The sequence below is a fragment of the Lysinibacillus sp. FSL R7-0073 genome (assembly GCF_038009065.1).
GTDB classification, from domain to species: Bacteria; Bacillota; Bacilli; order Bacillales_A; family Planococcaceae; genus Lysinibacillus; species Lysinibacillus fusiformis.
In genome coordinates, this window is the sequence record NZ_JBBPAS010000001.1 from 1757776 (window position 1) to 1784041 (window position 26266).

The 26266-nt window shown below is 39.8% G+C and carries 21 protein-coding genes; 19 read left to right on the forward strand and 2 right to left on the reverse strand.

Annotation, left to right across the window (positions count from 1 at the left end; translation table 11 throughout):
- Positions 1-2 precede the first annotated feature (2 nt).
- The 7 genes from MKY88_RS08355 to MKY88_RS08385 all read left to right on the forward strand — a co-directional run bounded on the left by MKY88_RS08355 (position 3) and on the right by MKY88_RS08385 (position 7884).
- Positions 3-1682, forward strand: a complete 1680-nt coding sequence (locus MKY88_RS08355) for a hydantoinase B/oxoprolinase family protein (protein WP_340813386.1) — start codon at positions 3-5, stop codon at positions 1680-1682.
- Between the two features lie 12 nt (positions 1683-1694).
- The gene (locus tag MKY88_RS08360) at positions 1695-2447 is read left to right on the forward strand and encodes an IclR family transcriptional regulator (protein WP_340813387.1); all 753 of its coding nucleotides are present in this window, start codon (positions 1695-1697) and stop codon (positions 2445-2447) included.
- A 22-nt stretch (positions 2448-2469) separates the two neighbouring features.
- Positions 2470-4044 carry an OPT/YSL family transporter gene (locus tag MKY88_RS08365; RefSeq protein WP_340813389.1) on the forward strand — a complete coding sequence of 525 codons (1575 nt, stop codon included), beginning with the start codon at positions 2470-2472 and terminating at the stop codon, positions 4042-4044.
- Between the two features lie 16 nt (positions 4045-4060).
- On the forward strand, positions 4061-5104 hold the full coding sequence (locus MKY88_RS08370; RefSeq protein WP_340813390.1) for an S-methyl thiohydantoin desulfurase domain-containing protein: 1044 nt from the start codon (positions 4061-4063) through the stop codon (positions 5102-5104).
- 689 nt (positions 5105-5793) lie between these two features.
- Positions 5794-6408, forward strand: coding sequence for an HD domain-containing protein (locus MKY88_RS08375; RefSeq protein ID WP_083244637.1), 615 nt, complete (start codon positions 5794-5796; stop codon positions 6406-6408).
- An 88-nt stretch (positions 6409-6496) separates the two neighbouring features.
- Positions 6497-7057: a helix-turn-helix domain-containing protein gene (locus MKY88_RS08380; RefSeq protein ID WP_036223000.1), complete on the forward strand. Its 561-nt coding sequence runs from the start codon at positions 6497-6499 to the stop codon at positions 7055-7057.
- The gene (locus tag MKY88_RS08385) at positions 7021-7884 is read left to right on the forward strand and encodes an IS3 family transposase (protein ID WP_340814809.1); all 864 of its coding nucleotides are present in this window, start codon (positions 7021-7023) and stop codon (positions 7882-7884) included. Before MKY88_RS08380 ends, MKY88_RS08385 begins: the two co-directional genes overlap by 37 nt.
- Before the next feature lie 613 nt (positions 7885-8497).
- Here MKY88_RS08385 and MKY88_RS08390 read toward each other — a convergent pair.
- Both MKY88_RS08390 and MKY88_RS08395 read right to left on the reverse strand, forming a co-directional pair.
- The gene (locus MKY88_RS08390) at positions 8498-9253 is read right to left on the reverse strand and encodes a hypothetical protein (protein ID WP_340813391.1); all 756 of its coding nucleotides are present in this window, start codon (positions 9251-9253) and stop codon (positions 8498-8500) included.
- A 518-nt stretch (positions 9254-9771) separates the two neighbouring features.
- Positions 9772-11178, reverse strand: a complete 1407-nt coding sequence (locus MKY88_RS08395) for a pyridoxal phosphate-dependent decarboxylase family protein (RefSeq protein WP_069480855.1) — start codon at positions 11176-11178, stop codon at positions 9772-9774.
- A gap of 102 nt (positions 11179-11280) precedes the next feature.
- Between MKY88_RS08395 and pdxR the strand changes: the two genes are divergently transcribed.
- The 12 genes from pdxR (at position 11281) to MKY88_RS08455 (ending at position 26262) form a co-directional block, all read left to right on the forward strand.
- Complete coding sequence (pdxR, locus tag MKY88_RS08400) at positions 11281-12756, forward strand: MocR-like pyridoxine biosynthesis transcription factor PdxR (protein WP_291758363.1); 1476 nt, start codon at positions 11281-11283, stop codon at positions 12754-12756.
- 124 nt (positions 12757-12880) lie between these two features.
- Positions 12881-14767: an ABC-F family ATP-binding cassette domain-containing protein gene (locus tag MKY88_RS08405; RefSeq protein WP_340813393.1), complete on the forward strand. Its 1887-nt coding sequence runs from the start codon at positions 12881-12883 to the stop codon at positions 14765-14767.
- Positions 14768-14779: 12 nt separating this feature from the next.
- Positions 14780-15907 (forward strand): conserved virulence factor C family protein, encoded by a 1128-nt coding sequence (locus MKY88_RS08410; protein ID WP_340813394.1) that lies wholly within the window; start codon positions 14780-14782, stop codon positions 15905-15907.
- 286 nt (positions 15908-16193) lie between these two features.
- On the forward strand, positions 16194-17426 hold the full coding sequence (locus MKY88_RS08415; protein WP_036124988.1) for a M20 family metallopeptidase: 1233 nt from the start codon (positions 16194-16196) through the stop codon (positions 17424-17426).
- Complete coding sequence (locus MKY88_RS08420) at positions 17423-18511, forward strand: tartrate dehydrogenase (protein ID WP_340813396.1); 1089 nt, start codon at positions 17423-17425, stop codon at positions 18509-18511. The genes MKY88_RS08415 and MKY88_RS08420 overlap by 4 nt, the downstream gene beginning before the upstream one ends.
- Position 18512: 1 nt before the next feature.
- Positions 18513-19259, forward strand: coding sequence for an SDR family NAD(P)-dependent oxidoreductase (locus tag MKY88_RS08425; protein ID WP_193831540.1), 747 nt, complete (start codon positions 18513-18515; stop codon positions 19257-19259).
- A gap of 10 nt (positions 19260-19269) precedes the next feature.
- On the forward strand, positions 19270-20724 hold the full coding sequence (locus MKY88_RS08430) for an aldehyde dehydrogenase family protein (protein WP_340813397.1): 1455 nt from the start codon (positions 19270-19272) through the stop codon (positions 20722-20724).
- Between the two features lie 15 nt (positions 20725-20739).
- Positions 20740-21774 carry an ABC transporter ATP-binding protein gene (locus MKY88_RS08435; RefSeq protein WP_291758375.1) on the forward strand — a complete coding sequence of 345 codons (1035 nt, stop codon included), beginning with the start codon at positions 20740-20742 and terminating at the stop codon, positions 21772-21774.
- A complete protein-coding gene (locus tag MKY88_RS08440; RefSeq protein WP_328202110.1) occupies positions 21743-22717 on the forward strand; it encodes an ABC transporter ATP-binding protein in 975 nt (324 codons plus the stop codon). The genes MKY88_RS08435 and MKY88_RS08440 overlap by 32 nt, the downstream gene beginning before the upstream one ends.
- A 41-nt stretch (positions 22718-22758) precedes the next feature.
- Positions 22759-23730 (forward strand): P1 family peptidase, encoded by a 972-nt coding sequence (locus MKY88_RS08445; protein ID WP_340813399.1) that lies wholly within the window; start codon positions 22759-22761, stop codon positions 23728-23730.
- Positions 23731-23747: 17 nt separating this feature from the next.
- Positions 23748-25304, forward strand: a complete 1557-nt coding sequence (locus MKY88_RS08450) for an ABC transporter substrate-binding protein (protein WP_340813401.1) — start codon at positions 23748-23750, stop codon at positions 25302-25304.
- 16 nt (positions 25305-25320) lie between these two features.
- Positions 25321-26262 carry an ABC transporter permease gene (locus MKY88_RS08455; protein ID WP_328202105.1) on the forward strand — a complete coding sequence of 314 codons (942 nt, stop codon included), beginning with the start codon at positions 25321-25323 and terminating at the stop codon, positions 26260-26262.
- Positions 26263-26266: the final 4 nt, after the last annotated feature.

Genomic DNA, 26266 nt, shown 5'->3' on the forward strand with positions numbered 1-26266 from the left:
TCATGAAAAAAGACGTTTTTGCTGTAGAGATTATTCAGGATTCATTGCTAGCCATAGGGGATGAAATGTTTGTCGCTCTAGCACGCTCCTCTATGAGTCCAGTAATCTATGAAGTATTAGACTATGCTTGTGGTTTAACAGATGCACAGGGGAACTTAATTAGCCAAGGAAATGGTGTTACAAGCTTTATTGGTATGCTAAGTCCAATGGTGCAGCGGGTCATTGAAAAATTTGATCATGGCCAAAAGTTGCATGAGGGCGATGTCATTATTATTAATGATCCGTATGTAGGGGGAGGCTCGCATTTATCAGATGTTGGCTTAGTGCTTCCCATTTTTTATAATGGTGAAGTCATTGCTTACTCTGCCAATAAAGCACACTGGACAGAAGTTGGAGGCATGGACCCTGGTTCATTTACAAGTAATTCTAATGAAATCTATCAGGAAGGTCTACAACTGCCAGGTGTCAAACTTTATCATAAAGGTGAATTGAACGAAGCCGTTTATGAGATTATCTCGACGAATGTTCGTTTACCAGAGCTATCTATTGGCGATATGTTTGCACAAGTGGCTGCTTTAAAAACAGGCGAAAAACGAATTACAGAGCTTTGTCAGAAGTTTGGTGCTGAATCAGTGAAATTGTCCATTCAAAAACTATTGGACAAAGGTGAGAAAATTGTAGAGCTGGAGCTTCAGCATTTGCCAAAAGGTGAGTTTTACGCGGAGGACTTTATTGAGGGAGATCCTGTAAAAGGCGGACCATACCCGATTAAAGTGAAAGTAACAATTAGTAATGAAGAATTTATTTGTGATTTTAGAGGCTCCCACCCAGCGGTGAATGTGCCAGTAAACTGTTCCCAATTTGGTTTAATGGCAAGCGTGCGTGTGATGTTCCTAGCATTACTAGGTGATATTGATGTCATTAATGAGGGAGTCTTTAAACGCTTAACTATTTTAACGGATGAAAATTCCATTGTCTCTGCTAAGCGCCCACATCCAGTATCCATGAACTTTGAGGCTCGTATTGGGGCAGCAGATTTAATTTGGAAAGCACTTGCGTCACATTTACCAGAAAGATTATCAGCAGGACACTTACAATCCGTTTGTACATTTATTCTGACAGGTAAAAATCCTGAAAATGATGAGTCATTCCTTATCGTTGAACCATCTGTTGGTGGTTGGGGAGCATCGAATGATGAAGATGGTCAAAGCGGGCAATATTGTATGGGAGATGGTGAAACTTATAATCTACCTGTGGAAATTGCCGAAACGAAATATGGCATTCAAATTGATGAATATAGCTTAAACTGTGACGGTGCAGGTACAGGCCAATTTAGAGGTGGCTTAGGTGTACGTCGTGTATATACCATCAATAATGATGGTCAAAAGGTTTCAGTCAACTTAGGGAGACACCAATTCGCTCCATTCGGTTTAAGTGGAGGAGGCGAAGGGTCTCATAACTATTTAATCGTTCATAAAAAGGATGGTTCCACAATTGGACCAGTTGGCGTACTAGCCAATTATGAATTGCAAAAAGGCGATCGTATCGAGCTAGTTACAGCAACAGGTGGTGGCTATGGTAATCCACTTGAAAGAAGTAAAGAGGCTATAGAGCGTGATGTGTTAAATGAATATATTTCTGTAGAAGTAGCGAAAAAGCATTACGGTTATCAAAACGCTTAAAGGGAGAAATGAATGACTGTCAAGACATTAAAAAACTCATTAGATATACTAGAGTGTTTTGCGACGACAGAAAATGCATTAGGTGTTCGTGAAATTTCGCGCATGATGAAAATGCCGACAAGTGTCGTACAAAGAGCCATTAATACATTTACAGAAACGGGTTATTTAATTCAGGATGAAGACACGAAAAAGTATAAATTAGGCTACAAAATGTTCCTTTTTTATGATGTGCTCTCACATACAATGGACCCACACTCGACTATTTATGAATTAATGCAAAATCTTGCAAGTGAAATAAACGAATCGGTGTTTCTCACTTATATGGACAATGAATACGGTGTCACAACAAAAATTGCCGAAAGTAATAAAAATGTAAAGTATGCGGTGTCTTTAGGAACAAAGACACCCCTTTACATCGGTGCTTCCTGTAAAGTCATGTTCGCCTTTTTAGAAGAAGATAAACAGCTTGAATTAATAGCTTTTTTTCAAAACAAGCAATCGAAAGAGGAGCATAATGAATTTCTTGAGACATTAAGGGAAGAGCTACAAAGTATACGCCAAAATAAATGGTGTGTAACCGTTGGTGAATACAATGAACACGCTTTTGGCATCAGTGTACCGTTATTCAACTATAAAAAAGAAATCATCGCATCTCTTACAATTTCTGGATTAGTATACGATATAGATGATCAAAGGGAGAAATATATGCTTGACCAGTTAGTGAAAGTAGTTCATCAGATACAATCGCATATTTCAAAACTATAACAGCAATAGGGGAGCTGACAGTATGAATAATAAAGTATTACATCCACGGGCTTTGGAGCCTGTAACGCTACTAATGATTGTTTTAACATCTGTAGTTGGGGCTATTATCGGGATACAGCTGATTACGACTTTGGGGATTTCTGCTAATACATCAATCGTTGGGGCAATATTTGCGATGATTTTAGGAAGAATTCCAATTGGCAAATTAATTGCATTTAAATCGGTGCATAGACAAAATATTATTCAAACGGCCATTTCATCAGCTACTTTTAGTGCAGCGAGTAGCTTAATGTTGCCAATTGGTATTCCATACGTTTTGGGCTATGAAAATTTAGTATTACCGTTGTTTATCGGTGTTATTTTAGCGATGTTTGTGGATGCTTTATTATTATATAAATTTTTTGATACAAAAATTTTCCCAGCAGCAGGTACTTGGCCACCAGGGATTGCGACAGCTGAAGCAATTAAGGCTGGCGATAAAGGTGGTAAAAATGCCAAAGTATTAATTGGTGGTGTATTAATCGGTATCGTGGGATCTATTCTTAAAATTCCGATGTCTGCTTTTGGGGTAGCGTTTATCGGTAATATTTGGGCGCTTACGATGTTTGGGATTGGGCTTTTACTTAGAGGTTATTCGGTTCAATTATTTAATATTGATTTAAATGCTTATTATATTCCACATGGCATTATGATTGGTGCAGGCATCGTAGCTCTATTCCAAGTAGCTTTCACCCTATTAGGGAAACGCGCTGCTAAAAAGTCAGAAGAGTTAAGCTATTCAAAAGATACGAAAGAAATTCGTCAAGGGTTCGGTGTTGGGTTTATTGCCTATTTAGCGATTGCCTTATTAATTGCTATTTTAGGCGGCATTATCACACATATGTCATTTGGGATGTTAATAGGATTCATCCTATTTGCAACGATCGCAGCATTTGTCCATGAGCTTATCGTTGGTATCGCAGCAATGCATGCGGGGTGGTTTCCAGCGTTTGCAGTGGCATTTATTACACTGATTGTTGGTATTTTAATAGGCTTCCCTGCGCCAGCGCTTGCTTTGTTAGCAGGTTATAGTGCAGCTACAGGGGTAGCATTTGCGGATATGGGTTATGATTTGAAAACTGGTTTTATTCTTCGTGGAAATGGTAGTGATCCAGCACTAGAAAAAGAAGGGCGTAAACAGCAAATGATCGCTGGTATGTTGGCGTTCTCTATTTCTGCTATTGTTGTTTTACTATCCTACAAATCCTATTTTGCACAAGATTTAGTAGCACCTGTTAACCATGTTTATGCGGCAACTATTCAATCTGGTGTGACAGGGGATGTAGCGAAACAACTAATGATTTGGGCTATTCCAGGGGCATTGATCCAATTGATTGGTGGCTCGAAACGACAAATGGGTATTCTTTTTGCGACAGGTTTATTACTGATCAATCCAATTGCTGGATGGGCGGTATTAGCAGGTATCTTACTTCGTGTTATTTTCACGTATGTGACGAAAGGTAAGAGAGAATCTGAAATGACAGTCTTTGCAGCAGGTGTTATTGCTGGGGATGCTTTATACAGCTTCTTCTCTTCTATTCTAAAAATAGGGAAATAGAAAGGAGTAATGATCGATGGCAAAAGTATTAACATATGAGGATGGAATTGCAGCGGTTTATGGAGGTGCAATCCTTGGCGGAGGCGGAGGTGGCCTCCTAGAGGAAGGACTTAAACTGGTGGAGGAAATTTTTGCAGCCGGGGAACCTCAAATAGTCGACATGACAGAATTAGATGGCGAAGATTTAGTAGCGTGTGTGGCAATGGTAGGCGCACCTTCAGCAGCCGATCAATATATTTCAAACGAACAGCTTTGCTGGAGCTATCGTAATATGAATGCACATACCAATCACCGTCTAAAAGGCATCATTACCAATGAAAATGGTGCCATCACAACGATTAATGGCTGGTTGCAGTCAGTTTTATTAAAGGTGCCTGTCGTGGATGCTCCGTGTAATGGGCGGGCACATCCAACGGGTATTATGGGTTCCTTAAATCTTCATGAACAGCAAGACTATCAATCAGTGCAATTTTACGCAGGTGGTAAAAATGACTTTGCGGTCCAAGGGTTTGTGGAAGGCCCACTACAAAATACGGCTAAAACAGCACGACAAGCGTCGATTTTAGCAGGAGGGTTAGTAGGTGTGACGAGGAATCCTGTGACGATAGATTATTTACAGAAACATGGGGCACCGAATGCCATTACAATGGCTATTGAGCTTGGCTATCGTTTCCTCAATGGACAAACCTTTGACGATAAATTGACCTTTATTTTACAGCAATTGAATGGGGTGCATATCGTAACGGGGAAGGTCCAACATTATTCATTAACGAAGGAAAATGGCTTTGACGTAGGGAAATTATCCGTTGGCGATTACGATTTGACTTTCTGGAATGAATACATGACGTTATCGAAAGAAGGACAGCTACAATCGAAATTTCCAGATCTTATCATGACATTTGATACGGAAAAGATGCTGCCAGTTCCAAGTGCGAGTATAAAAGAAGGCATGCATGTGGCGGTCATCCATGTTGATCAATCTCATTTAAAATTAAGTTCAACGATGCAAAATCAAGAGCTATTAAAAGAAATTGATGAGGTCATCAAGGGCGTGTTGTAGGATCTACTGTTAACTAGCAAATAACATAATAAAAGCTGCCATCATCTACATGACTGTAAGATGGGCAGCTTTTATTCGTCCTTCAGCGGGAAGGTATTACATTTTATCACGATCGTTCCTACTTCCTTTATAACTTCTAACAATTTTGGCTTACATGAATCTTCATGGTGTTTGTACGACTCATTCATCTGGTTTCATAAACAGGCAGTCATCATTGTGTACGATTTTCATTAAAGGGAGGAGCTACGTTCATACAACTTGAAGAAGGCAGCAACCAATAACGAAAAACAATTACACATGGCTTCCATTTAATGAAAACCTATTGGTCGCAAAAACAACTAACTTGTTGTTCACAATTTTCGGCTGTACATCATGCTATGCGGGTTAAACAAAGAATTTCTAAGGGAAAGTGTTCACTTTTATTTGTTTGATGATTGGTTTTCTTTACTTATGTCATCTTGCAAACATACTATTCAATTGTAAGCCCGCTGAAGTTGATATTCATTCTGTCAAACACATAGCTGTTTGTACATAGCTGAAAAATATGAGGTGCAGAACAAAATGTTTGTTCTGCACCTTTATCTTATAATATTCTGAAAAATTAGTCAATTGAAAAGGTATTGATTTTTTATTTTTCGTGGGGGCTATAAATACAGTATAATCGTGTAGGAAGGGAATGAGTTTGAACTATGGATTATTTAATGAGTAAAGTACGTGAAATTTATGAACAGTTTGACGCTAGCCATGATTTCCAACATATTGAGCGTGTCTATCAAAATGCACTAGCGATTTTACATACAGAGCCAGTAGCAGATGACGAAGTTGTAAAAATTGCAGTGCTGTTGCATGATGTGAGCGACAAAAAGTATACCGATAGTAAGGAACAGGAGGAACAGCTTATTGCAGAGCTCCCTGTTAGCGAGGAAAAAAAGCAACATATTCGAGATTGTATTGCACAAGTATCGTTTAATGGTGGAAATGAGCTAGAGGCTACATCCTTGGAAGCGAAAATCGTTCGCGATGCAGACCGTTTAGATGCGATTGGAGCAATTGGCATCGCTCGAACATTTGCATATGGTGGTGCGAAAGACCGCAAGCTTTATGATAAGGATGAAGAAGCACGTACTAACATGTCGGAATCAGAATATCGTCAAAAAAATACGTCATCTGTCACTCACTTTTACGAAAAGCTATTGCTCCTAAAGGATTTAATGGTAACGGAAAAGGGCAAGCAAATGGCACTTGAACGTCATCAATTTATGGAAAGCTTTTTAAAGCAATTACAACATGAAATTGGTCAATAAAACAACACGAACCGCCTTTCAATTGAAGGGCGGTTCGGTACTGCACCCCAAAAGTTAGAGTGAAAAACTAACTTTTGGGGTGATTTTTATGACTAAATATAGTGAAGAATTTAAATTGATGGTGGTTCAAGAATATTTAAGTGGGTCTATAGGATATCGAGCGATAGCGAAGAAATATGGTATAGGTGATTCTCCATTAAGGAGATGGGTACGTGCTTATAAAGAGTTTGGACGTAACGGCTTATTAGTTAAGAAAACGAAGCAGTTTTATTCTGTTCATTTTAAAATAGATGTATTAAACTTTATGAAACGAACAGGTGCTTCCTATCAAGATACTGCGATTCACTTTAACTTGAATGATCCAACTTTAGTTGCCAGTTGGTATCATCGGTTTTTAAAAGAAGGGATAGAGGGCCTGCAAAAAAATTCAAAGGGGCGCCCGTCTATGTCTAAGAAACAAAAGTCCACAGCGAATAACCAAGAAAAAACAATGTCACGTGAGGAGCAGCTAGAACGCGAAAATGAACTGCTTCGTTTAGAGGTGGCGTATTTAAAAAAGTTGAAGGCTTTTCGGGAGAATCAAGATGCCTTCCTCGAAAAGCACAAGCTGCCATCGCCTTCGAACTTAAACAAGAAGGATTTCGATTAAAAGATATTTTAAAACAAGTGGATATTCCAGAAGCGACGTATCATTATCATATTAAACTGATGGGGCAAAAGGATCCAGACATAGAGTGGAAAGTCTTGATTTTAGAGACTTTTGAAAAACATGAAGGTCGATATGGCTACCGCCGAATTCATGCGGAATTAAGAGTGCAAGGACATACAATTAATCATAAAAAGGTACAACGAATCATGAAAAACCTAGGGTTAAAATGTGTAAAATTCGTACGTAAATCACGCTATAAATCATACAAAGGAACAGTTGGGAAAGTCGCTAAAAACCTTTTGAATCGTAGATTCAGAACGTCATATGCCCTTCAAAAATTGGTGACTGATGTAACTGAATTTAAATGTACAGATGATGAAAAATTATATTTAAGTCCGATCATGGATTTATATAATGGTGAGATTATTGGGTTTAGTATGTCAAAACGGCCAAGCCTAGATTTTGTGTTAGATTCACTTAAACAAGCACTTCCAATTATTCTAAAGCGTGCTGAATATCGGACAACAATTCATTCCGATCAAGGATGGCACTATCAACACAATACGTGGGCGAAAACATTAAGGCAGAACAGGATTTTTCAAAGTATGTCTCGTAAAGCAACATGCGCAGACAATGCGGCCATGGAGAACTTCTTTAGCTTACTAAAACAGGAAATGTATTATGGAGAACAATTAATCTCTTATAAAGCATTACAAAAGAAAATAAATGATTATATCAATTATTATAATAATGTTCGTATTAAACAAAAACTGGCCAGCATGAGTCCGGTAAATTTCCGAAAACATGCCAGCCAATTAGCTGCATAATAAAAACTCTAACTTTAAGGGGTCACTACCTTCGTGCGCTTCATTAGCATATTTGTTTGACATAATCATTTTATTGTAAGCTGCAGTTTTATTGGATGAAATCTGTAGCACTCGCATAGTGTTGTTATCGCAAAAACGTAAAAGAATGTATTAAACAATATCCTTTTGCGACGGGTTTTTTTAAAATCGGATTTTGTTTTTACACCGCATAACCCTTTAAAAAGCGTCCTAACTTCATCTTCGGGTGTGTCAATTTTAACATTCTCTAATAACTTACTTACTTTATTTACAATTCTTTTTTTATTATCAAGGCAATGATAAAAATTTTATTTCATAATGGAACAATTGAATTAGTATAGAATCAAAAGAATCATCTTATTAAATAGTAAAAATAATTTAAAATTGACTTCTATTCTTTAACAGTTTTTAAAAATATAAATTCATCTTAATATTTTGTCATATAAAAACACCCCAAAGGTTAGATTTTCTACTCTAACTTTTGGGGTGCATCACCTTTTCCTCGGCTTTTGTCGCATCACCTTGTTCTTTGAAGCATTGATGATTAATCGTGATATACCAGAGGACTGTTTCGCTATTCAGATACTTCTGGACATTAATCTTGTATTGCTACCAATATTCCATCTTCAAAATAAAGATATTTATCATATGCGGAATACACCCATTGTTCTGATATATGATCAGTAGTAATCGTTCGGTTAATATCATTAGGTTTGCCCCAATTAGTAGCGAGAACTTGTTCTTTTGTCATTCCTATGTATACTCGATTTTTGGCTTCCTCAATTATTCTAGCTTTTTCCTTTGCTTCATTTTCAGCTTTCATATTTGCATAACTTTCACGTGCTTCTTCTTCGTTATTTTTTATAAATGCTTCAATTTCTTCAATGTTTGTTGGAAATTTTTTATTTATAAGAGATAGAACATTTTCATTTAAGTTTTCCATATCTAGCGATAAAAGATTATAATCATAGTAATTAAAGGTTTCAGCCTTTTCTATATATTTTTCAACAGCAATATTATAAAGTTCAATCGTTTTTTCTGTTGGTTTTAATTTTTTATCGACATTTTTAATAAATGAATTTTTATAATGGGTGATTGTATCTAAATAGTTTTCCTGTTCGATAAGTTCAATTATACTTTTCTCAATGTTTTCAGCTTTTTCTTGACGCTTTTGATCTTCAGCAGATAATTCTTTCATTTCCTTTGTATCATGTATTTCTTCATTTCTGTTTAACTTATTTGTAGTCTCTTGATTAGTACAACCAGTAAGTGTTAGTAAGCATAATGTTGACATTATAAACCGTTTGTACAAATTATTCATTTTCAAAACGTTAACTTTGTTTTTCGGCAATTTTGATTCCCCCAAAACTAACTATGGCATATAATATCATTTTACTATATATGACTATATTGGTATATAAAATCAGACTCTAATTTGGATAACCAAAGCAAATCAGTTTAATGTAAGTACAGATACTCAATTTTTAGATGTAAAAACTAGTCTTTCAGGAACTGAGAATGTTCAATTTTAATATGGATAATCACATTTCAGGTATTGTAGTTATATCAGTAGATTCTTCTGTGTTCTTAGCATAACTCCAGACATCAACAACTGAAATAAGAGCATATGTAGCTTCATTTTCATATAACTTTCACTAAAGATAAAAAATGCTAGGTGTTTTTTTAATTGAGCACCGAGCATTTTTTTGGTTTCTGCAAGTATTTCGCAGCAGTATTTTATTTAAAAATTACTGTTGAACGAAAAGGTGGCGCGCATCAAACCCTTTCAATCACAATAGACTCATTTATTAAATTTGGACAAGTATATTAAGTGGCCATTTAAGGTACACTGATAGCTTTTATCATAAATTAAAGGGACTCGTGGAAAAAGGATTGTATAGCTGTCGTTAGTGCTTCCCAAATAATTGTTAGATCTTCTGTGGTTGTACGCCAATTGCTGAAAGCCGCACGCATAGCTGGCACACCTTGGTAAAGAGTTGGTGTCATGAACACTTTGCCTTGTTGATTTAATGTCTTCAAAAATTGTTTGTTCATTTCGACTGTCAGTGCTTCATGATTGATGGCAAAGCACACAACATTTAAACGAACAGGTGCTAGCAAAGTAAATTGGTCACTTTGCTCTATTTTTTGTCCAAGTTGCTGAGCTAGCAGTACATTTTGTTCGATTAACTGTTGATAGCCCTTTTTACCATAAGCTTGAAGTGAAAACCAAGCTGGCAACGCACGGAATCGTCGTGAATTTTCAGGGGTAAGATCACTAAAATTCGGATTTTCAAGCGAGCTATCAAGGTAGGCAGCATTGTTTTGAAATACGGCTACTTGTAACGATTGATGTCGGGTAAATTGCATAGCCGCATCATAAGGGACATTCAGCCATTTATGTGCATCAATCGTAATCGAATCAGCATAGTTAATGCCCTCGACTAAGTGATAGTACTTGGGTGAACACGCAGCAAAGCCTCCGAAAGCCGCATCTACATGAAGCCAGAAATTATAGCGCTTTTTTAGCTTGCCAATTGCTAGTAAATCATCAAAATCAACCGTATTGACGGTTCCCGCATTTGCTACGACAACACAAGGTTCTTGTTGATTGTCTTCGAGAAACTGTTGTAATTTTGTAATATCGATCGCTTCACGCTGTTCTTGACATGGAATAAGATGAATAGACTTTCGACCAAGGCCAAGCATAGAAGTTGCTTTGACAATACTCGAATGCGGCGTACCACTGACGATTTTTATCGGTGGGATATCAAATAACCCATCCATCGCAGTGCTTTTCCCATAGTATTGCGCCACCCACTCTCTTGCTTGAGCAAGTCCTACGAAATTAGCCATCGTAGCCCCGCTGACAAATGTTCCCTGATAATCCTCACTCAATAGCAATAAATCTTTTAACATATCAATCGTCGTTAATTCCATTGAGCCTGCTACAGAATCCTGCGTATTGGATAGATTTTGATCGTAAATACTGACTAACCAATCTCCAACAATCGAAGCAGGCGTAGCTCCACCTGTAACAAACCCTAAATATCTTGAACCTGCACTGCCGCTTAAGCCTTCAGCATAATGCTGTGAAAAGTATTGAAGTGTCGACTGAGCGCCATGTCCTACTTCAGAAAGTGTTGAAGCAGGTACGTTATAGGCTTGACTTGTTACGGCTCTTTCTTCAAGACTGCTAAAAAACTTGGCTGCATGGTGCACTACATCCGTTAAAATCGTTTCAATATTTTCCTGATCTTGCTTCATGTTCGTCATGTATCATCATTCCCCTTCATTTTATATTTAGCTATTTCTGCCTCTACACTATATAGTGATATATATAACAGTCAAATTAGGACTATAACAGTTGGAGGGAAAATGAAAATAAAGCTAAATCGTCAATCAGATCAAACCTTAATCCATCAGATTTCAAATATTATGGCAGAAAAAATACGATCAGGCTTTTTACAGGAGGGAAGTCAATTACCTTCTATACGGAGCTTTTCTAAAGAAAATCAAGTGAGCCCCGTAACGATCAGTAAGGCTTATGCATTATTAGAAAGAAATGGGTATATTCAAGTGATGCATGGCAAGGGGGCATTCGTGCGAAAAAATGAACAGGGTAGCATGCATATGAGCCAACGTAATTATAATTGGCAATTAGCGATCCCCGACTACATTCAACGTTCACAATCCATATTAAATAAAGGAACAGAGTATGCGATGAAATTTTCAAGTGCGACCATCCATCCGGGGTTATTGCCCTCAGTTTATTTGACGAATGAAATCGTGGCAACTTTACTCGCGGATCCTCAGATTGTTACGCGCTATGGGACTGTACAAGGTGATGAAGATGTACGAAAGGCAATTCGGGACTATGTACAACAATATGGTGACATTGAAACAACGCCTCAAGAAATTATTGTGACAAATGGTGTGCAACAAGGTATTGATGTAGTGGCTAGAACATTTATTGGACCAGGAGACATTGTCATTACCGAAGCTCCTACCTATACAGCAGCCATCGATGTCTTTAGAAATCGCGGAGCCCATATTATTCCCATTCCAGTAGATGAAGAAGGTATGCAGATAACTATTCTAGCGACATTATGTTTAAGCAAACAACCAAAGCTGATCTATACAAACCCAACATTTCAGAATCCTACAGGAACTGTTTTAAGCAAAGCTAGAAGAAGAGAGTTACTAGACCTTGCCCAACAATACGGCTTTCTTATTGTAGAGGATGATTCATGGAATGAAATTTATTTTGACAATAATCCACCACCACCTACTCTTAAAGCATTAGATGAAAGTGGTCATGTTATTTATTTAAAGGGATTTAGCAAATCGTTAGCCCCTAGTTGTAGAATTGGAGCAATCATCTCGAATGGTACTGTCCATCAACGGCTCTTATCAGCGAAATCATTTGCCGATTCGGGCAATCCACTATTAACACAAAAGGCACTGATTCCTTTCTTACGATCAGACCGCATGCATGTCCATTTAGAAAAATTACGTATTGCGCTTGAAGTAAGAAGAGATCAGACGATTGCTTTATTGAACAGATATGCACCACAAGGCGTTACGTGGATGGAACCAAAAGGGGGGTTAAATATTTGGGTGTCTTTGCCTTGTAATGGCAATACAGATGAACTGTTGTTTAAAGCACAGCAAGCACATATTACTTTTTTACCCAGCTCTGCTTGTTATCCGGGAGAGCCTCAATATCACCATATGAGAATTAGTTATTCCTATCCAGAACCACAGGACCTAGAGCGAGGAATTATTATACTTTGTCAGATAATGCACACGTATTTACAGGAGAATAGGAACATTGCTAGGACAAACCATTGACAGTTTGTTGTTCTTTGTTTACCTATCAATTGATGTTATGATGAATATTGGATATCAATAATCGTCTACATAAAAGTAGTGTGGGCATGAACAATACCTAACATGAAAGAGATGGAATAGTGGAATGAGTCATTTAATTGTACAAAATTTAACAAAAACTGTGGGCGATAAAACGCTTTTTGAAAATATTGAATTTACCATTTATGAGGGCGAGCGAGCAGGCTTAATCGGTATTAATGGTACGGGGAAATCGACCCTGTTATCGATCTTAGCAGAGGATATCGAAGCAGATACCCTCACAATGGATCGCCCCAATAAATATCGTGTCGCTTATTTACCACAGGAACCGACATTTCAATCAGGAGAAACGGTTTTACAAGCGGTCTTTGCTGGTGACTCACCGGTTTTACAATTAAATCGTCAATATGAGGAAACAGTGGCTGCACTGGCAGTAAATCCAACATCTGAAGGTTTGCAAAAGACTTTATTTGGCTTGCAACAGCGTATGGATGAAGAGCAGGCATGGGATGTCAACGCGCTTGCCAAAACGGCCTTAACAAAGCTAGGCATTGAAACATTTGATAAAGAAGTGCTAACGCTCTCAGGCGGTCAGCAAAAACGAGTAGCCTTGGCTAAAGTATTAATTGAACCAGCAGATCTCTACTTATTAGATGAGCCGACCAACCATTTGGATGTGCAAGCAACAGAGTGGCTTCAAGAGATGGTGCTACGACTAAAGGGCGCAGTTATTTTTATTACCCATGATCGTTATTTCTTAGATGAATTATCAACACATATATACGAGCTAGCTGATCAAACCATGTATCGTCATACAGGAAATTATGGTGATTTTTTAGAGGCCCGTGCCATCCGTGAGGAAATGAAGGCGGCTTCTGCTCAGAAGGATCGCAACCGTTATCGTTCAGAGTTGAAATGGATTCGTCGCGGTGCGAAGGCGCGCTCCACTAAACAAAAAGCGCGTATCCAACGCTTTGAAAAGTTGGAGGAAAATCTAGAGCGTAAATCAGAGGACGTTTCATTGGAAATGGGCCTCGCTACAACACGTCTGGGGCGTAAAGTGCTGGAGGCAGAAAGTATTTCGAAAGCATTTGGGCAGCAAAAGATTTTAGATAACTTTTCATTTTTGCTCCAGCAAGGTGACCGTATTGGCATAATCGGCTCAAATGGTGTAGGAAAATCTACTTTATTGAACATGCTAGCAGGAGAACTTTCACCTGATCAAGGTGAAATTCTTGTTGGATCAACAGTGAAGCTAGCCCATTTCAAGCAAACTTTACCGAAAATGAATGAAAATGAGCGTATGATTGAATATATACGTGAGGCTTCGAATGATATTACAGATGCAGAGGGTGTACGCTATTCTGCGGCTCAAATGCTAGAGCGCTTTTTATTCCCACTACATGCTCACGGTACACCAATTGGTAAATTATCTGGCGGTGAGCGCAAGCGCCTTCATTTATTACGTTTATTAATGGAGCAGCCTAATGTTTTATTATTGGACGAGCCAACCAATGATTTAGATATTGAAACATTGGGCGTGCTAGAGGATTTCATTGAGCATTTCCCAGGCGTAGTCATCACGATTTCCCATGACCGTTTTTTCCTAGACCGTATTGCGAAAAAGCTATGGATCTTGGATGGAAAAGGGCAGGTAGAGGAAACACTGGACCTTTATAGTGAGTATTTGGAGAAGCGTGAGCATACTGCTACTGCAAAAGTTGAGGTACCGAAAGCTGAAAAGCCGAAGTCTGAAAAACCAAAATCCGACAAGAAAAAGCTATCGTTTAAAGAGCAAAAAGAATGGGAAACGATTGCAGATGATATTGAAAAAACAGAAACAGCTATTATGGAGACTGAAGAGGGAATCGCTAATGCTGGTTCAGATTTTACAAAACTACAGGAATTAACAGCTAAGCTGGATGAGCTAAATGCACAGTATGAGCATCTGATTGAAAGATGGTCTTATTTAGATGAAATTGTTAACGGATAAGGAGCGATAGACATGAAGATTATTACAATTGAACCGACACCAAGTCCTAATTCTATGAAGATTGTTGTTGATACAGAGCTACCGTTCGGGAAAAGCTATAATTTTACAAAGGATAATAAAGATGAAGCAACTGGCGAAGCAGCAGCTATTTTAGCGATTGAAGGGATAAAGGGCGTTTATCATGTTGCTGATTTCTTTGCTGTGGAGCGTAATGCCAAATATGCATGGGAAGGTATTTTAGCAAGTATCCGTCAAGTATTAGGTGAAGACGTCGAAACGCAAGATGAAACAATAGTAGCTAACGAGTTTTACGGGGAAGTTTATGTCCATGTACAGTTTTATAAGCAAGTACCTCTACAAGTAAAAGTGTTTGATAACCAACGTGAACATCGTGTGAGCTGTGGTGATCGTTTTGTCGAGGCTTTTAATCAAATTATTGAATCAGCAGTAGATGAAAACTATATTTTCCAGCGTAAATGGATTGATTATGGTGTGCGCTATGGTGAACTAGAAGAAGTCGCAGAAGCGGTCAAACAGGAAATTAATGTCACATATTCTGCAGAACGATTAGCAGAAATTGTTGCTGCGATTAATAATGATGATGAAAAAGCTATCGTTAAATCAAATAAGCTGAAAATAACGGTGGAGCAGTTCCAACAACCTGAATGGGAGAAACGCTTCCAATTATTAGACCAAATGGCTGATCCGGAGCTGGATGATTTACCACTTTTAGATTTAGCTTTACAGGATGAGCAAATGTCCATTCGTCGACTAGCAACTGTATATTTAGGGATGGTTGAAGATGTTATGGTAGTTCCGTATTTAGAAAGAGCTCTTCAGGATAAAAGTGCTGCCGTGCGACGTACAGCAGGCGACTGTATGAGCGACCTTGGCTTTGTAGAATTTGAAAGCGCCATGCAGCAAGCCCTACAAGATAAGAACAAATTGGTACGTTGGCGTGCAGCGATGTATTTATATGAGGTCGGTACAGAACAATCATTACCAGTATTAAAAGCGGCTGAAGATGATAAAGAATTCGAAGTAAAGCTACAAGTGAAAATGGCCATTGCCCGTATCGAGCAAGGTGAAGAAGCAAAAGGCTCGGTTTGGAAGCAAATGACCGAATCCCGCCAACAATAATTATGTAAGAAAAACCAGCAGCCGCTGGTTTTTTTATTTTGAGGGGAGAGTTTTACTCCAAAGAAATGAAGTCACTCAATATCCTGGATAATCATAGATGCTCACACTCCGAATTATCAAAAATCAGTATAAAGTAGAAAAAAAAGTTGTTTTTTAGCGATTTATTGCTAAACAAAAAGTTAAGGTCATTCTATGAATCATTAACATATTGTCTAGTTTCATAGAGAAGGGTCAATGTTAAAATAACGTAAATTCAGAATATTCCCTAAAATAGGAGGTCCTTTGCATGACAGTAACTAGTTTAAAAACAACCAAATCGTATGTGCGAGATCGGGAGGCGGTCATCGCGTTAACACAAAAGCTAGTACGAATTGAAAGCGTTTACCGTGAGAATGATCCAAAGGGTAATGAAGAAGAGGTGGCACACGTTGTTGCTGCGTATTTACGGGATATTGGCATTGAGACACATGTAGAGGAGGTTGTGCCAGGACGACCGAATGTTATTGGTATTATTGATTCGGGCAAGCCTGGGAAAACACTACTTTTTGAGGGGCATACAGATGTTGTGACGGAAGGCAATCGAGATGCATGGGCCTATGATCCATTTGGAGCAGAGATTGTTGAAGGGCGTATGTATGGCAGAGGAACGAATGATACGAAGGGCAATCTCGCTTGTATGATTACTGCCTGTCAATCATTACTACTAGATCAGGAAGAGTTTACAGGCAAGATTATTTTATGTATTCCTTGTGATGAAGAAGGGCTTATGCTAGGCATTAAACATTTTATTAAAAACGGCTGGGCAGACGGAGTAGATGGGGCTATTATTTGCGAGCCACAGGAAAATAATGTATGTATTGCACAGCGTGGGGCAATTCGTTTACAGGTTGATATTTTCGGTAAGATGGCACATGGAGCGATCTCGTGGAGTGGCATTAATCCAAACTGGCGTATGGCACGATTGATTGTAGAGCTGGAGAAGCTAGAAAAAGAGGAGCAGGCTCGATTAGGACGTGACCCGATGCTGAATTGGCCATCCATTACTCCAACGATATTACGTGCGCCTGTTAAAGGAGATGCACAAATCAATGTCATTCCTGATCACTGTATGACGACGCTTGATATTCGTACTGTTCCTGCCCAAGATCATGATGAACTACTAGGAAAAATCGACGCGATTATTAAACGCTTACAGGCAGATGATCCGGATTTTAATGTGGAACTAACGATTCTTGATAATAGACCAGCTACAGCAACGGCTAAGGAGGAAGCTGTTGTACAGGCCATTTACGAGGCAGTGGCAGAGGTGACAGAAAAGGAACCAAAATATAATGGTGTTCCTGGTGCAACAGATGGTACGTTTCTTCATGTCCATGGTATTCCAATAGTGACGGTTGGTGCAGGAGATCGTGAAATTCCTCATCAAATCAATGAATATGTAGATATTGAAGAATTGGCGGAAACAACAGCCATTTATCGTTTAGCCGCATTAAAATTTTTGGCTGGTGATGCACAATGACAACAATAAAAATGGCGGTTATACCAGGGGATGGCATCGGAAAAGAAGTCATGCAGGAAGCATTAAAGGTTGTAAAATGTTTGCAAGAACGGGATTCATCCTTACAAATGACAACGACGATTTTTCCGTGGAGCTCTGATTACTATTTAGCGCACGGCCGCATGATGCCAGAGGGTGCACTTGAGACACTACAAAAATATGATGCGATTTTATTTGGAGCTATTGGGGATGCTCGCGTACCAGATGATGTCACGGTATGGGAACTGATAATGCCGATTCGGAAAAATTTCCAGCAGTATGTGAATTTCCGTCCCATAAAGTCATTGCCTGGGATCTCCTCACCTCTAGCTGGCGAGAACGAGATTGACTTTGTCATTTTCCGAGAAAATGCTGAGGGTGAATATTCGGATAGTGGGGGTCGATTGTATCAACAGCAGCCACAAGAAATGACGATTCAAAATACGATTATGACGCGTATAGGGATTGAAAAAATTGTTCGAGCAGCCTGTGAATATGCTCAGCAGCATGGGAAAACCAAGCTGACAAGCGCGACGAAATCTAATGCGATTATTCATTCCATGAAATTTTGGGATGAGCATACCAGAAAAACGGTGACACAAGTTGCACCAGAACTACAGCTTGAAGCCATTTATATTGATGCATTAGTCGCTTATTTTGTCGAACGACCACAGGATTTTGAAGTCGTTGTGGCTTCAAATTTATTTGGCGATATTTTATCTGATTTAGGCTCTGCCATTGTTGGGGGGCTGGGCTTGTCCCCGTCTGCAAACTTAAATCCAGAGAAGACATTTCCATCTATGTTTGAGCCTGTGCATGGTTCAGCGCCAGATATAGCTGGCAAGGGAATTGCCAATCCAATCGCTCAAATATGGTCGCTCGCCTTACTACTTGGACATCAAGGTAGAAAGGATTTAGAACAATTGATTGTCCAAGCTATTAGTAAAGTGCTAGAAGAAGGCGTCGTGAAAACAGCTGATATTGGTGGACAAGCAACAACAGCACAAATGGGCGATGCAATTTGTCAGGAAATCATTCATATGACTTTAACAGCAGGGGGGGTATAGTATGACAACTGAGCCAAAGGTGATTGTTGTGACAGGTGCAGGTGGCGGAATGGGAAAAGCCATTATGGAAGAGCAGCTTAAGCAGGGTAATCTGGTCATAGGGCTTGATTTATCTGTAAAGGCGCTGTCAGATTTAACACATGACTCCCTGCAATGCTTTGAAGTCAATGTATTGCAGGAGGAGCGAGTGAATAACATCTTCCAGCAAATTTTTGATAAGTACGGGAGAATTGATGGGCTGGTCAATGCACTTGGGATTGCACAGGCAGCTACGCCAATTGAACAAGTAACAATGGATGAGTGGAATCGCTTAATGGATGTCAATGTGAAAAGTTTATTTATTACAGCAAAAGCTGTTGTCCCTTTTATGAAAAAAAAGCAAAAGGGGTCTATTGTTACGATTGCTTCAATATCAGCAGTTCGCCCTAGACCTGGCTTACAAGCCTATATTGCATCGAAGGGTGCAGCGGAAAGCTTTACGAGAGGGCTAGCGATTGAGCTGGCACCAAACCAAATTCGTGTTAATACGATTCATCCTGGGCCTGCTGATACACAAATGCTCGGACAATTTGCCGCACAGGGCGCCGATGTCGAGCAAACAAAGCAAAGTGTGTTTGTGCAATCTGTCCCACTAGGACGATTGGTGAAGCCTTCTGATATAGCAGGAGCAGTTAGTTATTTATTGTCTGATGCAGCTAGCATGGTCACTGGGACGACCTTACATGTAGATGGTGGTCGTGGATTATAGGAGGGGTACGATGAAAAATATTCCTATGTTAATTAATGGGGAATGGATTTATGGTGATGCAGAAGCATTGCTAGATGTGGGGAATCCATCAACAGGAGAAATCATTGCGCAAATTAGTAATGCGACTCAAGCGCATGTAGAAGAAGCGGTGCGATCAGCACGTAGAGCTTTTGAAAGTGATGAATGGCGTCAATGGAAAGCTTTTGAACGAGGCCAGTTATTAATCGACTTCGCTCATTATATTCGTCAGCATGCCGAGGAATGGAGTTTACTAGAATGCCGTGATGTCGGAAAACCTTTAACGCAAGCTAGGGCAGATATTGAAGCGGCGGCTCGGTATTTTGAATTTTACGGTGGAGCGGCTGATAAAGTGATGGGGGATACGATTCCAATTGAGGAGGGCCTATTGAATGCAGTAGTGCTCGAACCCGTTGGTATTACTGTACATATCGTGCCATGGAACTATCCGATTCAAATTACAGCACGAAGTGTCGCTGCGGCCATTGCTACAGGCAATGCAGTTATCGTGAAAAGTGCGGAAGATACGCCACTTACAACACATGCCATCACGGAGTGGCTTGCAGAAAAACTGCCAAAAGGGATCTTTCAACATATTACTGGCTTAGGACGAGATGTGGGTCCGTATTTAACATCACATCCTGATATTAATCATATTACCTTTACGGGGTCGGTGCCTACTGGTGTTGCAGTGATGAAGGCGGCAGCGGAAAATGTTGTCCCTGTAACATTAGAGCTTGGCGGAAAATCACCCAATATTGTTTTTGCGGATGCCAATATAGAGCAAGCATTGGAGGGCGTTGTACGGGCTATTATTCAAAATTCAGGGCAAACATGTTCTGCTGGGGCTCGATTGCTCATTGAAGAAAGTATAAAAGATACATTTCTCCCGCAATTAATACAAAAATTTCAAGCGATACAGGTGGGGCCTGGTGAGGCGGACATGGATATGGGGCCGTTACTCAATGAACGTCAGTATATAAAAATTACTACATTATTACAGCAAGCAAAGAAAGATGGCTATGTCATCACTGGTGGTGAGCCATTGACGATAGAAGGGTATGAAAATGGCTTCTATGTGCAGCCAACTATACTAGATGGTGTACAGCCGAATGATCCTTTAGCGCAGGAGGAAATTTTTGGACCCGTGTTGACGGTTTTAACATTTACTAGCGTGGAGGAAGCCATTACTCTTGCCAATAGCACAGATTATGGCTTAGTAGCGGGTGTTTGGTCACAAAGTATTGATACAGCTCATTATGTGGCGAGTCGTGTGCAAGCAGGACAAGTATTTATTAATAATTATGGGGCAGCTGGTGGTATTCAAATGCCATTCGGAGGCTATAAAAAAAGCGGGATTGGTCGAGAGAAGGGCTTTGTTGCTCTGCGGAACTATACGCAAATGAAAAATATTGCCATACGCTATGCACCACCTATTCAACGCTGACAGGGAGGGACTCCTATGGAACATGCAAAAGATAAACAAGTGCTCTTAGAGGTCAATCAATTATCGATTCGATTCCATTTGAAGAATGGCAAAGAGGCAAAAGTGGTAGACGATGTGAACTTTACCATTCATAAAGGAGAAACGGTTGCATTAGTGGGAGAATCGGGCAGTGGCAAGAGTATTACCTCCTTAGCAATTATGCGTTTACTGCCAATCCCACCTGGGGAAATTACAGCAGGAACTATCACTTTAAACGGCAAAAATCTATTAGCCTATAAAAATAAAGAGATGAGCCATATTCGTGGCAATGATATTAGTATGATTTTTCAAGAGCCTATGACTTCATTAGATCCGGTATTTACGATCGGCAATCAAATGATTGAAGGCATTCGTAGACATCAAAAGGTTTCAAAAAAAGATGCTTGGCAAAAAGCATTACAATTCTTAAAGGAAGTGGGGATTGCCAACGCGGAGAAAGTAATTGCCGAATATCCTCACCAATTATCAGGGGGGATGAGGCAACGTGTCATGATTGCCATTGCGATGTCTAATAATCCCCAGCTATTAATTGCGGATGAGCCGACTACAGCATTGGATGTAACCGTACAGGCACAAATTTTAAAGCTGATGATGAAAATGAAGGAAGAACATCAATCGGCGATTTTATTCATTACTCATGATATGAGTGTTGTCGCAGAAACAGCGGACCGTGTCATGGTTATGTATGCAGGGCAAATAGTGGAGGAAGCTCCTGTAAGAGAGCTTTTTTTAAATCCCCAGCACCCTTATACGACAGCGCTGCTAAAAACAATGCCGAGTCTTGAAACAGAGGTGAAAAGACTGCCATCGATTCCTGGCACTGTGCCACCCGCATATGCATTACCAGAAGGTTGTCGCTTTGCACCACGATGCCCGCATGCTATGGCGCAATGCCATCAGGATAGTCCTGCCATACACCATATTCAAGAGACACATAAAGTGCGCTGTCATTTATTCACAGAGAAGGGGGAGCTGGCACATGACGGAGAAAGAAGTTTTGCTGGAAATTAATCATTTAAAAGCTTACTTTCCCGTGAAACGCAAGTCTATGAAAGAAGAGAAAAGGATGGTCAAAGCGGTCGATGATATTTCCATTGAAATTTATCGGGGAGAGACGCTAGGCATTGTAGGTGAATCTGGCTCAGGAAAATCTACATTTGGGCGAACAATTTTGAAGCTCGTTGAACCAACAGCTGGGGAAGTATTGTATAAAGGGCAACCGATCCAGCATTTAAAAGGTAATAAGCTTCAATCTTATCGCAATCAAATGCAAATGATTTTTCAAGACCCCTTTGCCTCACTTAATCCCAGAATGCGCATTGGAGCGATTATTGAGGAACCGATGAAATTACAATTAACGCTGACGAAGGAACAGCGAAAAGAGCGCGTGAAGGAATTGTTACAGAAGGTTGGGCTTCCTGAGGATGCCATGCATAAATTTCCACATGAATTTTCAGGAGGTCAGCGACAAAGAATTGGGATTGCAAGAGCTCTTGCCATTCACCCTGAATTCATTATTGCTGATGAGCCAGTATCGGCATTGGATGTGTCGGTGCAATCACAAGTGCTTAACTTAATGATGGATTTACAGGATGAATTTCAGTTAACTTATTTATTCATTTCCCACGATTTAAGCGTTGTGAAGCATATAAGTGACCGTGTGGCGGTGTTGTACTTAGGACGGGTTGTGGAAATTGGGACGAAGAAGGAGCTATACGCTCATCCATTGCACCCTTATACACAGGCATTGCTATCTGCCATTCCAGTCGTCAATTTTGATGAGTCAAAGCAAGAAGTACTTTTACAAGGTGAACTACCTAGTCCGATCAATCCACCTGTTGGCTGTGTTTTTCATACACGCTGTCCACATGTCATGGAAAGGTGTCGGCAGGAGAGACCTAAGCTTCAGGAGGAAAATGCAAATCAGCGAGTAGCCTGCTTTTTATATGATTAATAATCTGAATATTTAATTTATCTATGGATAGAGGTGTTGATATGTTTGGCAATATTACCGATGTTCCAGGTATCAAGGTGGGGCATCGTGAAAACGAAGAGGGGATTACAGGCTGTACGGCTCTATTAATGGATGGCGGGGCAGTATGTGGGGTAGATGTTCGAGGGTCTGCACCAGGTACTCGTGAAACGGATGCATTAGATCCCATTAATGAAATTGATCGTGTGCATGGTATTTGTCTGTCAGGAGGCAGTGCTTATGGATTAGATGCTGCCACAGGAGTAATGCGATTTTTAGAGGAGCAAGGGATTGGGGTTGATGTAGGTGTTGCCAAAATACCAATTGTGCCAAGTGCCGTCCTCTTTGACTTATTTATCGGTGATCCTCAAGCTCGACCTACAGCACAAATGGGCTATGAAGCGGCTCAAGCTGCGCAAGTAGGTTCATTTCAAAATGGCAATATCGGCGCGGGCTATGGGGCAACGGTAGGTAAACTGGCAGGACCAGACTTTGCCATGAAGGGTGGTCTTGGCAGTGCATCAATTGCGGGCAAGGATGGGCTTATTGCTGGGGCTATTGTGGCTGTTAACGCAGTAGGAGATGTCAAGAATCCTAATACACGGCAAATTTTAGCGGGAGCGAGAAATCTTCAAACAGGGCAGTGGCTGGATTGCTGTGACTATCTCGAGCAGCATGCACAATTAGAGGCACTTGCTGGCACGAATACAACCATTGGCGTAGTAGCGTTGAATGCAAAATTAACGAAGGCAGAAGCAAAAAAGATTGCCCAGCTTACGCAAAATGCCCTTGCCCGAACGATATATCCTGTCCATACGATGCTTGATGGCGATACTATTTTTGTGTTAGGTACAGGAGAAAGGACATTTGCGCTAGATTATTTGGGACATTTAGCGACTAAGGTGATGGAGGAAGCTATTCTTGCTGGTATTCAAGCGGCGGATAAATTGGCAGGGGTGGAAAGCTATACAAGCATTCAAAAGATAAGCACTTAGGAGAAGGGGGAACGGGAATGAATTTGAAAATCAGTGGGGTAATACTCTTAATGTTCATGATGGCATTCATCATAAGTGCATGTTCTAATGATGGAGAGAAAGTTTCAACGAGCTCTAATAGTTCTGATGGACAAACTACAGCAGATGTGCCGCAGGAAATTGTAGTACGTGTAAATGATGATCCGGATTTTTTAGATCCACATAAGGCAACAGCATCCATTTCGTATCAAATGATTATGAATTTATTTGAAGGACTAATGGCGCCAGAAACAAATGGTTCTTTAAAAGAAGGACTTGCAGAGAGCTATGAAGTTTCAGAGGATGGTTTAACGTATACATTCAAAATTCGCCAAGGAGTGAAATTCCATAATGGTGATGACTTAACGATGGACGATATTCAATATTCCTTTGACCGTTTAATGGGGAAAAATGGTGGGGAAAAAATGTCCAATAACTTCGATAACGTGGCATCAGCTGAAGCACCAGATGCCAGCACATTTGTAATTAAATTAAAGGAGCCTAATTCTAACTTCCTGTATTCATTAACGGCAAGACAATCAGCTATTATTCCTAAAAGTAATGATGGGAAGCATAATGAAAATCCAATCGGAACAGGTCCTTTTGCCTTTGTGAAATACGCGCCAGGGACAAATTTAGAACTTAAGAAAAATGATAGCTACTGGCAGGAAGGCTTACCTTATTTGAATAAAGTTACGTTTACCTTCCAATCGGATGATCAAGCAGCGATTATGAGCCTGATGGCAAATGAGGTTGATTTAACAAGTGTGCCATGGCATCGTGTGAGTGAAGTTGAGGGGGGCTACAACTTAACGCATCAAAATAATAACTCTTCCTTAATCATCACATTTAATGAAACAAAGACTCCATTTGATAACGTAAAAGTTAGACAAGCTATTAACTACGCGATTAGTAAATCCGATATTATTGATTCGGTATTTGCGGGCTATGCGGTCCCACTTGGTTCTAATATGAGTCCAGCAATGGGTGATTTCCAAAAGAAGGGCTTAGAAAGCATGTATGAACGCGATATAGAAAAAGCGAAGGCGTTACTGGCAGAGGCCGGTTATCCGGATGGCTTTAAAACAAAAATAACGGTATCTTCCCACAATGATATGTATTCGAATATTGCGCAAATTGCAGTTGCGAATTTGCAAGAAATTGGCATTGAAGTGGAGATTGAGGTTGTGGAGTGGGGGATTTGGCTAGATCGTGTTTATTTTGGCCGTGACTATGAAATGACAACGATTGATTTAACAGGTCGTGCATCAGCTTACGAGGTTTTAAATGATTATATTTCTACAAATGATAGTGAAAACTTCTTCCTATTTAAAAATGACGAGTATGACAAAATTATGACGGATGTGCTTAAGGAAACAGATCAAGCCAAACAAATTGAGTACTACCATCGAGCACAGGAAATTTTAGCTGAGCAGGCTACTGCGGTTTATATTGCTGATTACCAAATTGTTTGGGGTTCTGACAAACAAGTGACGGGGCTTAAGAGCTATCCATTCTGGTTCCATGATATGTCAGAGGTTCAATTTTCAAACTAGGAAGGGATGAGTGCTCATGATGTATATTCTACGTCGTATCATCCTGTTAATAACAACCATCCTGCTAGTATCCATCATCACATTTGGTGTTTTTCAAATATTACCTGGAGATCCGGTTCGAACGATGTTAGGGACAGAAGCGGATTCCACACAAATTGAAAATTTACGATCTGAACTCGGCTTAGATCGTCCTCTTTATGAACAATATGTGGATTGGATGAAGGGCTTATTGACAGGTCAGCTAGGCGATTCCATTCGTTTTTCAATGCCTGTAAAAGATTTATTATTTGATCGACTTCCTGTCACTATGTCGTTGGCGGGGATTACCCTGCTCATTGTTTTATTCATTTCCTTACCTTTAGGGATGTTTGCGGCAAGAAGACAAAATAAAATAAGTGATGTGTCATTATCCACTGTGACACAAATTGGGATGGCTGTACCATCCTTTTGGCTAGGGATGATGCTTATTCTTTACGTTGGCTTACAGTTTAGCTACTTTAAAATTAGCGGTTATATCCCATGGACACAAAGTGTTGCAGGAGCGCTCAGTACGCTCCTTCTCCCAGCCCTAACCATTGCCATACCACAAATTGCTGTGAACTTCCGCTATGTGCGTACAGCTATTTTAGAGCAGGTTCAACTCGACTATGTACGTACAATTCGAAGTAAAGGAATGTCTGAACACAATGTCATGTATAAGCATGTATTGAAAAATTCCATGATTCCGATTTTAACCGTATTTGGCCTAATTATGGCAGAAGTTGTAGCGGGGACGATTATTGTGGAGCAAGTATTTTCTTTGCCTGGTATTGGGCAGCTTCTCATAACGGCTATTAGTAACCGTGATTTTCCACTTGTGCAGGGGATCGTCATGTATATTACGGTCGCTGTGGTCATGATAAATTTTATTGTCGATATTTTATATTCTGTATTAGATCCTAGAATCCGATTACGTTAAGAGG

What these genes read in the sequence shown, in the direction of transcription:
- MKY88_RS08355 (WP_340813386.1), top strand. Translation starts at nt 3, where the DNA reads ATGAAAAAAGACGTTTTTGCTGTAGAGATTATTCAGGATTCATTGCTA.
- MKY88_RS08360 (WP_340813387.1), top strand. Translation starts at nt 1,695, where the DNA reads ATGACTGTCAAGACATTAAAAAACTCATTAGATATACTAGAGTGTTTT.
- MKY88_RS08365 (WP_340813389.1), top strand. Translation starts at nt 2,470, where the DNA reads ATGAATAATAAAGTATTACATCCACGGGCTTTGGAGCCTGTAACGCTA.
- MKY88_RS08370 (WP_340813390.1), top strand. Translation starts at nt 4,061, where the DNA reads ATGGCAAAAGTATTAACATATGAGGATGGAATTGCAGCGGTTTATGGA.
- MKY88_RS08375 (WP_083244637.1), top strand. Translation starts at nt 5,794, where the DNA reads ATGGATTATTTAATGAGTAAAGTACGTGAAATTTATGAACAGTTTGAC.
- MKY88_RS08380 (WP_036223000.1), top strand. Translation starts at nt 6,497, where the DNA reads ATGACTAAATATAGTGAAGAATTTAAATTGATGGTGGTTCAAGAATAT.
- MKY88_RS08395 (WP_069480855.1), bottom strand. Translation starts at nt 11,178, where the DNA reads ATGACGAACATGAAGCAAGATCAGGAAAATATTGAAACGATTTTAACG.
- pdxR (WP_291758363.1), top strand. Translation starts at nt 11,281, where the DNA reads ATGAAAATAAAGCTAAATCGTCAATCAGATCAAACCTTAATCCATCAG.
- MKY88_RS08405 (WP_340813393.1), top strand. Translation starts at nt 12,881, where the DNA reads ATGAGTCATTTAATTGTACAAAATTTAACAAAAACTGTGGGCGATAAA.
- MKY88_RS08410 (WP_340813394.1), top strand. Translation starts at nt 14,780, where the DNA reads ATGAAGATTATTACAATTGAACCGACACCAAGTCCTAATTCTATGAAG.
- MKY88_RS08415 (WP_036124988.1), top strand. Translation starts at nt 16,194, where the DNA reads ATGACAGTAACTAGTTTAAAAACAACCAAATCGTATGTGCGAGATCGG.
- MKY88_RS08420 (WP_340813396.1), top strand. Translation starts at nt 17,423, where the DNA reads ATGACAACAATAAAAATGGCGGTTATACCAGGGGATGGCATCGGAAAA.
- MKY88_RS08425 (WP_193831540.1), top strand. Translation starts at nt 18,513, where the DNA reads ATGACAACTGAGCCAAAGGTGATTGTTGTGACAGGTGCAGGTGGCGGA.
- MKY88_RS08430 (WP_340813397.1), top strand. Translation starts at nt 19,270, where the DNA reads ATGAAAAATATTCCTATGTTAATTAATGGGGAATGGATTTATGGTGAT.
- MKY88_RS08435 (WP_291758375.1), top strand. Translation starts at nt 20,740, where the DNA reads ATGGAACATGCAAAAGATAAACAAGTGCTCTTAGAGGTCAATCAATTA.
- MKY88_RS08440 (WP_328202110.1), top strand. Translation starts at nt 21,743, where the DNA reads ATGACGGAGAAAGAAGTTTTGCTGGAAATTAATCATTTAAAAGCTTAC.
- MKY88_RS08445 (WP_340813399.1), top strand. Translation starts at nt 22,759, where the DNA reads ATGTTTGGCAATATTACCGATGTTCCAGGTATCAAGGTGGGGCATCGT.
- MKY88_RS08450 (WP_340813401.1), top strand. Translation starts at nt 23,748, where the DNA reads ATGAATTTGAAAATCAGTGGGGTAATACTCTTAATGTTCATGATGGCA.
- MKY88_RS08455 (WP_328202105.1), top strand. Translation starts at nt 25,321, where the DNA reads ATGATGTATATTCTACGTCGTATCATCCTGTTAATAACAACCATCCTG.